The organism is Accumulibacter sp., from assembly GCF_036625275.1.
In the GTDB taxonomy this organism is placed as follows: Bacteria; Pseudomonadota; Gammaproteobacteria; order Burkholderiales; family Rhodocyclaceae; genus Accumulibacter.
The window spans coordinates 201,783-213,796 of the sequence record NZ_JAZKUD010000001.1; the positions used below are offsets into that span (position 1 = coordinate 201,783).

A 12,014-nucleotide genomic window follows, 5' to 3' on the forward strand; every position below is an offset into this window, starting at 1 on the left:
TTTCCCTCGACGCCGCGGTAAACTGTAAAAAAACTGACATTGGGAGATCATTGATGAGTCATCTGGACACCCCCCTCGACGCCGACGATCTGATGATGATTAGCGAGCGTATCGCCAAACTTCCGGCTGCCGAAGCCGAATGGGTCAGCGTCCTGCTGCAGGAGTTGCTGCGCACGCGCGCACGCGAGGCTGAATTGCTGGCCGGGGAAGCAACACTCCGGCGTGAAACCGAGGCGCATAGCGCCGAGCTGGACGATCACCTGGCGCAGCTTGCCCTCGACACCGCCGAATGGTTGAAAACGCTGTGGAATGTCGGCTACATGGGGGCCGGCAACTTTCGTGCCGACCCACGCTCGACCTTTCCGTCGATTGATCTCGAAGACATTCGGAAATCCTCGCTCTTTGCCCGTATTCGCCAGGGCAAGCACGCCCTTCCGTTTGCACCGCCGACCCGGCAGGGCTTGCCCTGGCACGAACTGCTCGAAGGCCGGGCGGAACAAACCCACTCGGTTAACGCCGAGGTCATTCGCGATGAAGCGAATCTGCCGATCGGGGCGATCATCGAAGGTTGTGCCGAGTGGCAGATCCTCGACGAAGACGCAGAGCAACAGGAATTCATCGTGCAGCACCAGGGCCAGGGACCGCGGTACCGGCTGCGGCTGACAGGCGCGACCGCCCGACTGCATCGCGAACCGCCGGGTATGACGCGCAGAATCCACCTGCAAGGGCACGGTAGTTTCCACAGCTACACGCTCGAATGGCCTGAAGCCGGCGACCGCAAGCTGTTCGTGCCCTTGCGCGCAGCCACCTGGGCGCGTGCCGAATCGGAGGCGGAGCATTGGCTGGCGACGACGCATCCCGAGATGTACGGCCAGGTGCGCTTCGAAGTTTGCGAACAGTGAAGCATTGACTACCCGGATCACCGCCTCGCTGCCCGTCCCGACGGCCGAGGCGCTGGCCTGCAGCGCGGCGCTCAGCCATGATATTAGGGCGCGAATTGAAGCCGCAGGGGGCTGGATCGGCTTTGATCACTTCATGGACCTCGCGCTTTACTCGCCGGGCCAAGGCTATTATGCCGGCGGCGCGTACAAGTTTGGCGCTGGCGGAGATTTCCTGACTGCCCCCGAAATCAGCGCGACCTTCGCTCAGACCCTGGCCGCGCAGGTCGCGCAACTGCTCGCACTGACTGCTCCGCAAATCGTCGAGGTCGGCGCTGGCAGTGGGCAGCTCGCCGCCGATCTGCTGCTCGAACTCGCCCGGCGCGGCCAGATCCCCGAGCGTTACGAGATCCTCGAAGTGTCTGGTGAATTGCGCGCCCGCCAGCACGAAACCATTGCTCAGCGTGCGCCGCATCACCTGCCTCGCGTACGCTGGCTTGACGATCTGCCCGAGCATTTCGACGGACTGGTGCTGGCCAACGAAGTGCTCGATGCGATGCCGGTCCATCTCGTGACCTGGACCGCAGAGGGCATTGCCGAGCGCGGTGTCGCGGTCAACGATGGACAGTTCATCTGGCGCGATCGCCGGGCCGGTGGCCGGCTGCTCGAACATGCACAGACGCTGGCCGAGGAATGCGCGATGGCACCCGGCTATCTGAGTGAAATCGCACTGCTAGCGCCAGCCTGGGTGGCGCAATGGGCTGCGATTCTGGGACACGGTGCGCTGCTCCTGATCGACTACGGCTTCCCGCGGCGCGAGTATTACCATCCACAGCGCGATGCCGGCACGCTGATGTGTCACTACCGCCACCACGCGCATGGCGAGCCCTTCTACCTGCCGGGCTTGCAGGACATCACCGCACATGTCGACTTTACCGCCATCGTCGAAGCCGGCTGCCAGGCCGGACTGGATTTGCTGGGCTACACCACGCAATCGAACTTTCTCTTCAACTGCGGCCTGACCGAAATCCTGGCCAGAACGCCGGTGAGCGACCCCCTGCGTTACCTGCCGCTCGCCAACGCGGCGCAGAAACTGGTCTCCCCTGCGGAAATGGGAGAGCTTTTCAAGGTGCTTGCGCTTGGCAAGGGCATCAACGAACCCCTGCTGGGCTTCGTCAACGGCGACCGCAGCGCGGCCCTCTAGGCTCGCTGGTGATGGCCGGGCGAGTCAAGCACAGCGTTCGGCAAGGGTGTGAATGAAAGTGTGGGGAGGGACCAATATACCCCTCACACTCACAGGGGAAGGGTTGGGGAGAGGGGCCTCTATTCGCCCCGTTTGGAAACCAACCGGGCCTCCGGCATCGGTCATGTCAGCCGCCGGCCTTGCCGTGGGCGAGTTCCCAGACCGGGATGGTGACCCGGACAAGCTGCTCGACCTCGCTTTGCCAGTTGATCACCTGACGCCTGAGCTGCTCGAGCTGAGGTTCGAGGAGATCGAAGTGCTGGGCCGAGAGCGTCAGCAAGTGGCCGCGACGCGACAGCGCTTCGGCTTCGATGTCGCGTAGCGCGAGCACCTGCGGCGCGATCTTGAACAGCAGCAGCGAGGCAACCAGGTCATCGCGGCAGGGCACAAAGCGGCCGGCCAGGACGTCGAGAGCGTCGAGCGTCGGCGCCGCCTGCGCGAGAATCAGCTCGAGCGCGGGTTTCAACGATCCCGGCGAGTTGCGTTGGAAGATTTTCCATAGACCGGCAGCGCCCATCGCCCGGTTGCACCGCTCGATCAGCTCGCCGGCGTTCCAGCTCACGACCACGGCGGTTAGTCGTTGCAGTTCAATGGTCATCGCTTCGACGCGTCGCAGCAGGGGATTCCCCCAGGCGGCGAGGTTCGCAACCTCGACCGGCAACAACTCCCGAATCGCCTGGTCGAGCGCATCGAGCTGCCTGGCGGATATCGCCGGCAGGGCTTCAATGGCCTGGCGTTTCAGCCGTTCCAGGTCGGAGCCTCGACCCTCGTCGAAGAGCAGCGATGCGGGCGCATACGCCGGCACGGCGGCCGCAGGCGGTGCTCGTTCCGGCAGCAGCATCGCCCGCACCGGTGCTGGCGTGGACACGGGGAGCGGGGAGGAGAAGGCTGCGCGCTCGGGCAGTCTCAACGGGGCAATACGCGCCATGGCCTGCGGCTGAGCCGGTGGCAGCTCGAGCGGTCGCACCTGGCGCGCGGGCGGCGACCCCTCTGGCTTGGCCGGTCGAGGCGCCGCTTCGGCCGGCTCCGACGCCAGCGGTGGACAAACAGGCGCTACGGATGCCGCAGCGGCATCCTGGAACAGCGGCCGAACCGGTGACTCAGGCTTCGAGGCCATAACCCCGAACGAAGTCGAGCAGGTCACGCTGATAGCCTGCGCCGACCGCTTGGAACTGCCACTCATTGTCGGCCCTGAACAACGAGCCGATCTGGACGGCGGTCTGTCCGGCGAACTCCTCGTCGAGATCGTATTCGGCGAGAACCTCGCCAGTCTCGTCGTTGTAGACCTTCAGGTAGGCGTTCTGGATCATCCCGAAGTGCTGCCGGCGGGCAAGCGCCTCGTGCATCGTGACGATGAAAGAGACCTCCACCGCGTCGGCAGGAGCGACGGCAAGGTCGATCTTCAGCGTCTCGTCATCACCTTCACCGGCACCGGTACGGTTGTCGCCGGTATGCGTGACGAATCCCTCGGGGCTTTGCAGATTGTTGAAGAAAATGAAGTGCTCATCGGACAGGCAAACCGGTGCGTCACCGACCGTCTTGAGAACAAAGGCGCAGACATCGAGGTCACACTGCCCGAGAACCCGCGTGATGTCCCAGCCGATTCCGACCCGGATGATGCGCAGCCTCGGCGCGGTTTTGGTCAGATTGATCCCCTGCCCCTTCTTCAGATTGATGGCCATGTAGAACTCCTTTACTCGGAATGAAACGGATAGGCGAATCGCTGCTGCATGCCATGCCCAGCGTTCGCCGCGGCCTGCGGATCAGAGCTTGCGCAGCCAGTCGCACAGTTCGATGGTCAGCAGCGCTTCGTAGATCGCCTCGTCGCTGATCTTGAGATTCGGGAAGTGGCAAAAGCCGGCATTGGGCAGATCGTCGGCCATTTTCTTGATGAAATGGAAATCGGTATCGGTGCCGATGCCGACCAGTTGCCAGTAAACCGGGTACTGACGTGCCTCGCGCAGAATCCTCTCGGCCTCGGCCTCATCGCTGTTGTCGCCATCGGTGATGAACAAACATAGCGCCGGGATATGCGTATCTCTGGCTGGACGCTGCTCGGTTTTCTTGAACATGCCAAGAAAGCCGCTCGATGTGACGACGCGTTCGCCGCGAAAGTAAGTGTCGAGAACCGCATTCATTACCGGCGCGTAGTTGGTCCCTCCCCATTTGTTCACGTTCGGGTTGTCGAGGATCGCTTTCTTGACGTAGTTGCCGAAATCGGCGGCTTTCGCAACCGGCGGCGTCGAGTATTTCTGGTTGAAGGTCCACACCTCCATTTCGCCGTTGTCGTCGAAGGTGCCGGCGATGGCGAGCAGGCGGTCAACCGTCTCCTGGACGAGACCGTCTTGGTATTCGTTGTGCATCGAACCGGAAATATCGATGCAAAGCCCCACCCGGCAGCGTGGCGGCTGTGGCAGCGCACGCTTCTCAAGGACGATCCGGGTCTTTTTCTTGAGGTCGATCAGCGACATGACGAATCCTTTCTAGCGGGTTTTCTGGAAGCGGGTAATCAGTTCTTCGCGCAAGGCCCCGAGCTTGGCATCGGTCTGTGCCCTTGCCGTCGCGGCCTCCTCGTTGATCTTCTGCACATCCTCGAAAGCGCCGAGCAACTGCTTCTGCACATGTTCGAGGGTCTCCATCTCGACCAGTGCCCGCTGATTGGCGCGCGCGATCTCGGTGGTATTCTGGCGCAGCAGGTCGGCGTTGCGGCGCAAGGCCGCGTTGGTCGCGTCGTCGACCGCTGTCACCAGTTCGGCCGACTTCGCCTGCTCCTGCAGCAGAATGTGCAGCGAGAACTGCTTCTTCCAGGCGGGAATCGTCACCGCGACGATATCCTGGAACTTCGCGATCAGCATCCGCGAATTGTTCTGCAACAGCCTGATCTCCGGAGCAGTCTGCATGGCGATCATCTGCGCGCGCTTGAGATCGTCGATCCGCTTTTCGAGCCGCACGGCAAGCTGACGGCGATCGGCGATGGCCTGCGCCTGCATCGGGTCGCTCGTCTCGGGCGTGCCCGTCAGTTCCTCGTGCAGCGCGGCCAGCAGCTCCTGGCCCTGGATGACGGACTCGCCGAGCGCCTTGTACTCTTCGCCGTTGGCAACATACATTTCGTCCAGCTCGCGAATCCGCTGCTCGTAGGTGCGTGCCGAGCGTTCGAGTTCGCCGACGAGTGCGTCAAGCTGGCCGGATACCGACTGGAACTGCGACCTGACCTGTTCCTTGGCCGAAATGAAGAACCCCTTGAGCTTGCCGAGCAGCGACTTGTCGAAGAGAAGCTTGGGATCGAGTTGCTGAGCCGTCGCGACGAGCTGGCTCAGAGAGATGCCGAACTGGTCGGCGCCGGTCCCGCGCACCATGCCGAGCAGTTGCTCGGAAATCGCCGCCACTCGCCGGGTGGATTTGTCGCCGAGAGCCGTCAGGTCGGATTCGCTGACGGTCACCCTGGCTGAGGGCGCGCTCAGGTTTGTCGCCAGCGGCATCACCGCGCGCGCTGGTACTGGCACCGGAGGATTGACCGGCAAAGGTTCCGTAGCCGGCAGAAATTCGGCCGTCGGACTGGCAAGGGGGGAGGGCTTGTTGGCGGGGGCAGCATCGGCAAACAGTGGTTTCATGGCAACTCCCGGAAAAGAGGGGTTGATCGGTAGCGTACGGCGGTGATCTGCGACAACTTCGCACATCTGCTGTGCTGCAGTATAAGGTGCAGGCCGTGCAGGGGAAAGAGGGAAGTGGGAGACACGCTCAGCGACAGGATCAGGCATCGGCGCCGCATCATGGTCTTCCCCGGCGACCCACAAGCAGGCTAAGCTATTGGATCCCCAAAAAAGTACAGCGCGCAGGAACGGCGACCCTGGCGTGTGACGAGCTCACCAACGCAGCGACAACGAGGAGAAACAATGACCAAACAGATAGTTGTTTGCATGGATGGCACCTGGAACGACCCTATCGAACAAACCAATGTGTATCGCCTGTTCGAGACGCTGCCCGGCAAGGAACAGTTTGTCGAGGAACAAGGACCGATCCGTTCCCATCTCAGCAAGCGCACGGAGGAACTCGCCGCCTTTTATCTGAAAAGTGTCGGCAATGGCGGACGCACGCAGGGCCTCCTGAGCGGCACGCAGGGAATCGGTCTGCACGATTGCATGATCGATGCCTATGTCCTGGTCTCGCAGGTGTACCAGAGCGGCGACAAGATCTGGCTGTTTGGTTTCTCGCGCGGCGCCTGGGCAGCCCGCAGCCTGGGCGCCTTCATCGCCCGCACCGGCCTGATCTGGGCCGCCGATGCCTTCGACGACAACGCCGCCGACATGGCCGAAAACATCTGGCTAGCCTACAAGGAAGGTCGTGGCATGAAACGCGGTGGGCGTTTCTGGAAACACCACGACAAGATGCCGATCCGGATGATCGGTGTCTGGGACACCGTTGGCGAATTCGGCGTACCACAGTTCAACGGCCTGCGCATGGTCGACCGCGACGAACTGCGTTTCATGAAGTTCGCCGACCGCGAACTGAGCAGGCATGTCGAGTACGGTCGCCAGGCCCTGGCGGTGGACGAAGAACGAGCTGACTTCCCGCCAACGTTGTGGAACGAGCGCGAGGGAATCAAGCAAGTCTGGTTCGCCGGTGTGCATGCGGACATCGGTGGCGGCTATGAACACCGCGGCCTTTCGGACATCGCGCTCGAATGGATGATCAACGAGGTCAACGACCTCGACGCCGGCCTGCGGCTGTTGCCTGCACGACTCAGCGAGCCGCTGGCGCCGAACGCCCTGGAGGACCGGCACGACGAGACGCACAACCTGGTCTGGCGGTCACGCCCACATGACGAGCGCAAGATTCCTGACGATGCCGAACTGCACTCCAGCGTGCTGTTGCGCTTGCAGGAGCGCGCCGACTATCGCCCCAAAGCCCTTGAGGACGTTTCTGCCAGCACCATGTTCTACCGGACGGACGAGGCGCCTCCCGAGGAACCGTTGCAGCCGGAACGCGAACTACTGCCCTTCCGCAAACTGCCGCTCGACGGCTCGACACGCTTTCCGGCCTATGCGCATAAATGGTGGAACGCCTCGGGGGTCGAAGTCGATGTCGGCGAGAAATACCGCATTGAAGCCAGCGGTGCGTGGATCGACAAAGGCACGCCCGCAGGTGCCGACGGCTACGAATCCACCACCTGGTTCATGGATCTTGCGAAGGGCAGCCGCCGCCTGGAAGAACGCCCATGGTTCTCGCTGGTGGCGGCCATCCATCCGCGACCCGATCTGGAAGCCAACAACCCTGACTCGGAGAACATGCTCACCGGACTGGTCGAAAGCGCCATCAATGGCGTCGCGCGCATCGACGACGAGAGCAACCTGATGGCCACCCCGAATGGTTGCGAAATCGAGATCGGCGAAGCGGGTTTCCTGTACTTCTTCGCCAACGACTCCCCGTTTTCGTATGGCAACAACAGCGGCTTCCTCACCGTCGAAGTCACCCGCATCCCTTGGTCGCCTGAAGAAGACCAGAAACCCCCGGCGACGCCACAGTCGCTCCCCGGCAGCCTGGACGTCAAGCTGTACTACGCTCCCGGCACCTGCTCGCTGGCCGCGCACATCGCTCTGCGTGAATGCGGCCTCGACTTCGAACTGGTGCGCGTCGATATTCGCCAGCACCAGTTGGTCGACGGCAGTGACTTCAACGCCATCAACCCCAAGGGCTACGTGCCGGTGCTCGAAATCGGCGATGGCGTCCGTCTCACCGAAGTTCCGGCCATCGTTCAGTACATTGCCGACCGCATTCCGGAGAGCGGGCTGGCGCCACGTCCCTACACGCTCGAACGTTACCAGTTGCAGGAATGGCTGGCCTTCATCAGTGCCGAGCTGCACAAGACCTGCACGCTACTGTTCAAGCCGGATACCCCGGAGGATTACAGGCTCCGCCTCCAGGAAAACATCGCCACCCGCCTGGGCTACGTCGACGCCTGCCTTGTAGGCAGGAATTACCTCCTGGGCAACCAATTCACCGTCGCCGACGCCTACCTGTTCACCATCCTCACCTGGTGCAATCGAATCGGCATGGACATCGCGCGCTGGCCAGCCCTGCTGACTTTCCAGGAACGCGTCCGGCACCGACCAAACGTCCGCGAAGCCCTGGAGGCCGAAGACTGATGAACAGCAAGCCAGTCGCGATGGAAGCTCGTCACGATTATTCTGTTGGCCGACCGCTGTGGGTGCGGCGATATGCCGCATTTTCCGGCGCAACCTGATCTCCTAGAATCCCGGCTATCAAAACACGGGGGGAGAGTTCGCCATGCAGTTCGCCAGGAAAGCGATCGCGATCGCGGTCGCAGTGGCCCTGGCCTTGCCCGGTCTGTGGCAAGGCGCCTTTGCGCAGGAAAGTTCGGCGGCACCGGCAAGTTCAGCGATACCCGTGATGAGCGAAGTCGTCGTCAAGGCGTCCAGAATCGGCGAACGGCAGCCTTTCGAGGGCAGCCGTCTCGACGCGGCGAGTGTCGTTCCTTACCGGGCGGCCACCCGTGATTCAGCCAGCCTTTTCGACGGTCTGCCCGGCGTCAGCCGCTATTCAGATTAAGGAAGGAGCCGGATATCTTGCTCGATGCACAAAAATCTTCTCGCTGCGCCGCTGCGCGGCCGAATCAAGGGCAGCGTTGGCGACTCCGTTTCGACCGCGGTCAGCGTATCCATGCCCGCGATGGCGCGGGTACTGCCTGGCGCATCGTGAGCGGTTCAGTTCGTCTGGACCGCGAGGAACCCAACGGTGAACAGAGCTTTGCCAACCTCGCCATCAAAGGTGACGTGATCGGAGCCGAAACACTGCTGTTCGGAAAATACAGCTTTACGGCAACGGCGCTCACCGCCTGCGTTCTCGAATCCTGGCCAGAAGACCGTGCCTCTCCTGTCGGTGATTCGCTACTGCGCACGCTGGCCAAAGCCGAGCGACGCGCCGCCGAGGTGATCACTCTGCGCTGTGGTCAGGCTACCGAGCGCGTCCGTCGTCTGGTCATGATGCTCGCACATTCGGCCGTGGAGCAACCGACCCGCGCAGCGGCCGCCGAATTGCAAGTGACCCTGCCGTCACGGCAGGATATGGCCGACATCACCGCGCTGACCCTGGAAACGGTATCGCGCATGGTCAGCCAGTTGCGCCATGCCGGGGTTCTTGCTCCGCTGGACCATGGCCAGCGGCCCTCACCGAGTCACTTCGCTGTACGGCAAGAGGCGGCAAGTGATCGATGTTGAGGTCCGGAGGCCAACAAAGGTCACGCGCTGCCGCTGCGCAGCGCTTCCAGCGGTGCGCTCTGCAGCAACCTGGTGGCGGCAAACCAGCCGGCTGCGCTGACCAGCAAGGCGCCAGCGCAGACCGCGGACGGCAACAGCCACAGATCGATCGCCACCTCGAAGCGAAACACCTGGCGCGCCAGAAACTGGCCGACAGCGATGGCTCCGAGCGCGGCAATCAGCCCGGAAAGTCCGCCAATCGCCGCAAACTCGGCCAGCAAGGCCCGCCTGATCTGTTCCCGGCGCGCCCCGAGGGCGCGCATCACCGCCAGCTCGTAGCGTCGCTCCTCGGCCGCCGAAGCCAGCGCCGCGTAGAGAACGATGACCCCGGCTGCCAGCGTGAACAGAAACACGAACTGCACCGCCTGCGCCACCTGATCCATGATCGATTGCAACTGGCGCAGGATCGCGGCCACGTCGATGACCGTGAGGTTGGGAAATTCGCGAATCAGTCGATTGATGAATTCCGCCTTCTCCGGGGGAAGATATAAACTGGTGATCCAGCTTGCCGGGTAGCCCTGCAGGACCGGCGGCGGCGTCAGGACGAAGAAATTGACGCGCATGGTATCCCAGTTGACCTTGCGCAATCCAACCACCGTCATGCCGACCTTCTCGCCGGCAACGATGAAATCGATGCGATCACCGACGGACAGTCCGAGTGTTTTCGCCAGCCCATCCTCCACCGATGCGGCCGCCCCGGCCACTCCCTCCCCCCGGCTGGCGACTTCGGCGGGAGAAAACCAGCGCCCGCCGCTGAGTTGGTTGCCTTCCGGCAGATCGGAGCGCATCGACAGATTGAACTCACGGTCGACCAGGCGCTGCGCGCGATCGTCCGTGTAACTGGCGGCACTGACTTCGACGCCGTTGATGTGCGTCAATCGCCCGCGCACCATCGGCGCCAGTTCGGCCGCCAGACCCTGTGCCAGCAGTCGCGCGCGGACCGGTCTGACCTGGTCGGGCTGGATATTGACGACAAAGCGGTTCGGTGCATCGGGGGGAACGCTTTGCCGCCAGGCGTCGAGCAACTCGCTGCGCGTCACGGTCAGCAGCAACAGCGCCATCAGGCCGAGCGCCAGGGCGACGATCTGGACGACGCTGGTGCCCGCTCGCCGCTCCAGACTCGCCAGTCCGTAACGCCAGCCGATTCCGCCCGCACCGGCGGATCGCCCGCCGCCACGCAGCGCCGCGGCCAGCCGGACGGCCAGGCGGGCAATCAGCGCAAAGACGATCAGCGCGGCGCTGAAGCCGCCGACCACATAGGCACCCAGCTCAGCTTCGCCGGCTACCCAGAACATCAGGCCGGCCAGCGCCAGGAAGCCGAGCAGATAGCCGCCGAGCAGACCGCTGCGCGGATTGCCCAGTTCGCGGCGCAGAACACGCAGCGTCGACACCTTCTTGAGCTGCAGCAGAGGCGGCACGGCAAAACCGAAAAGCAGCAGCAGGCCGACCGCCACCCCCTGCACGGCCGGCAGCAGGCCCGGCGGCGGCAGTGGCGTCGCCAGCAACTGCGCGAGCCAGGCGTGCAGGACGAAATGGGCGAGGTAGCCGAGCGCGCAGCCAACGCTCGCCGCGAGTACGCCGAGCACCGCAAACTGGCCCAGGTACAGGCGCAACAGCAAGGATTGTGTCGCGCCGAGACAGCGCATCACGGCGCAGGGGTCGAGATGACGTTGCCCGTAGCGTCGCGCCGCCAGCGCCACCGCCACCGCCGCCAGCACCACCGTCAGCAGCGCCGACAGGCCGAGGAATTTCTGCGCCCGTTCGAGCGCGGTACGGATCTCCGGGCGGCCGTTCTGTGGGTCTTCGATGCGCTGCCCACGCGTCAGGCGTGGCTTGAGGTCGCGCTGGAAACGCTTCACCAGTGACAGGTCTCCGGCTAGCAACAGGCGGTAGCCGACGCGGCTGCCGACCTGCAGCAGGGCGGTGGCCGGCAGATCGTCGAGGTTCATCAACAGGCGCGGCGCGACGCTGAAGAAGTTGATGCCGCGATCCGGCTCCAGCGTCAGGATGGCATCGAGGCGCAAAGCACTTTGTCCGACGACGATCCGGTCGCCGACACGCGCGCCCAGCGCCGAGGCCAGACGCTCGTCGATCCAGATCGTTCCGGCAGGCGGCACGCCGCGCGCCGGCGCATCCGGGACATTCAGCGCCGGCGCAATGCGCAGGGTGCCGCGCAGCGGATAAGCGGCGCCGACCGCCTTGATCTCGGCGAGCTGCGCACGCAGCCCGTCACTCTCGCCGTGCGTCACCATGCTCGGGAAGGTGCGCGTCTCGACGACCTGCAGGCCACGCGCGCGCGCCTCGTCGACCAGGGCCCGTGGCCACGGATGATCGGCGGTCAGCAACAGATCGGCGCCGAGCAGTTGGTGAGACTCGCGGTCGAGCGCCTGACGCACGCGGTCGGCAAAGAAACCCACGGCCGTCAGGGCGGCCACGGCCACCGCCAGCGCCGCCGCCAGCAGGCGCAACTCCCCGCCGCGCGCGTCGCGCCGGAGCATTCGCCAGGAGAAGGAGCACAGCGGCAGGATGCGCATGAATGGCCTGTTCGAGAATACTTTAATGTGAAAGTCGCGCCAGCGACTGACGAATCTTCCCTCCCCACTTGCGGGGGGCAGGGGA

The 12,014-nt window shown here is 63.7% G+C and carries 11 protein-coding genes; 6 read left to right on the forward strand and 5 right to left on the reverse strand.

The features are described 5' to 3' along the window. The first annotated feature begins 53 nt into the window (after window positions 1-53). Together V5B39_RS00985 and V5B39_RS00990 are read left to right on the forward strand one after the other, a co-directional pair. Window positions 54-902 carry a hypothetical protein gene (locus V5B39_RS00985; RefSeq protein ID WP_332340693.1) on the forward strand — a complete coding sequence of 283 codons (849 nt, stop codon included), beginning with the start codon at window positions 54-56 and terminating at the stop codon, window positions 900-902. Between the two features lie 4 nt (window positions 903-906). Next, window positions 907-2,082, forward strand: a complete 1,176-nt coding sequence (locus V5B39_RS00990; protein ID WP_332340695.1) for a class I SAM-dependent methyltransferase — start codon at window positions 907-909, stop codon at window positions 2,080-2,082. 166 nt (window positions 2,083-2,248) lie between these two features. On the opposite strand, the gene V5B39_RS00995 is transcribed toward V5B39_RS00990, so the two are convergent. The 4 genes from V5B39_RS00995 to V5B39_RS01010 form a co-directional block, all read right to left on the reverse strand. Beyond that, window positions 2,249-3,049 carry a hypothetical protein gene (locus tag V5B39_RS00995; protein WP_332340696.1) on the reverse strand — a complete coding sequence of 267 codons (801 nt, stop codon included), beginning with the start codon at window positions 3,047-3,049 and terminating at the stop codon, window positions 2,249-2,251. 172 nt (window positions 3,050-3,221) lie between these two features. Continuing rightward, on the reverse strand, window positions 3,222-3,803 hold the full coding sequence (locus V5B39_RS01000; protein ID WP_332340698.1) for a TerD family protein: 582 nt from the start codon (window positions 3,801-3,803) through the stop codon (window positions 3,222-3,224). Between the two features lie 81 nt (window positions 3,804-3,884). Then, window positions 3,885-4,592 (reverse strand): VWA domain-containing protein, encoded by a 708-nt coding sequence (locus V5B39_RS01005; RefSeq protein WP_332340700.1) that lies wholly within the window; start codon window positions 4,590-4,592, stop codon window positions 3,885-3,887. A 12-nt stretch (window positions 4,593-4,604) separates the two neighbouring features. Beyond that, window positions 4,605-5,732, reverse strand: coding sequence for a toxic anion resistance protein (locus tag V5B39_RS01010; RefSeq protein ID WP_332340702.1), 1,128 nt, complete (start codon window positions 5,730-5,732; stop codon window positions 4,605-4,607). A gap of 282 nt (window positions 5,733-6,014) precedes the next feature. On the opposite strand from V5B39_RS01010, the gene gstA reads away from it, so the two are divergent. The 4 genes from gstA (at window position 6,015) to V5B39_RS01030 (ending at window position 9,356) form a co-directional block, all read left to right on the forward strand. Beyond that, window positions 6,015-8,264, forward strand: coding sequence for a glutathione transferase GstA (gene gstA / locus V5B39_RS01015; protein ID WP_332340704.1), 2,250 nt, complete (start codon window positions 6,015-6,017; stop codon window positions 8,262-8,264). Between the two features lie 142 nt (window positions 8,265-8,406). Next, window positions 8,407-8,688 carry a hypothetical protein gene (locus V5B39_RS01020; RefSeq protein WP_332340706.1) on the forward strand — a complete coding sequence of 94 codons (282 nt, stop codon included), beginning with the start codon at window positions 8,407-8,409 and terminating at the stop codon, window positions 8,686-8,688. A gap of 24 nt (window positions 8,689-8,712) precedes the next feature. After that, a complete protein-coding gene (locus V5B39_RS01025; protein WP_332340708.1) occupies window positions 8,713-8,838 on the forward strand; it encodes a hypothetical protein in 126 nt (41 codons plus the stop codon). Continuing rightward, window positions 8,835-9,356, forward strand: coding sequence for a Crp/Fnr family transcriptional regulator (locus tag V5B39_RS01030; RefSeq protein ID WP_332340710.1), 522 nt, complete (start codon window positions 8,835-8,837; stop codon window positions 9,354-9,356). The genes V5B39_RS01025 and V5B39_RS01030 overlap by 4 nt, the downstream gene beginning before the upstream one ends. A 20-nt stretch (window positions 9,357-9,376) precedes the next feature. Here the strand turns inward: V5B39_RS01030 and V5B39_RS01035 are convergent, their stop codons facing one another. Further along, a complete protein-coding gene (locus V5B39_RS01035; protein ID WP_332340712.1) occupies window positions 9,377-11,929 on the reverse strand; it encodes an ABC transporter permease in 2,553 nt (850 codons plus the stop codon). Window positions 11,930-12,014: the final 85 nt, after the last annotated feature.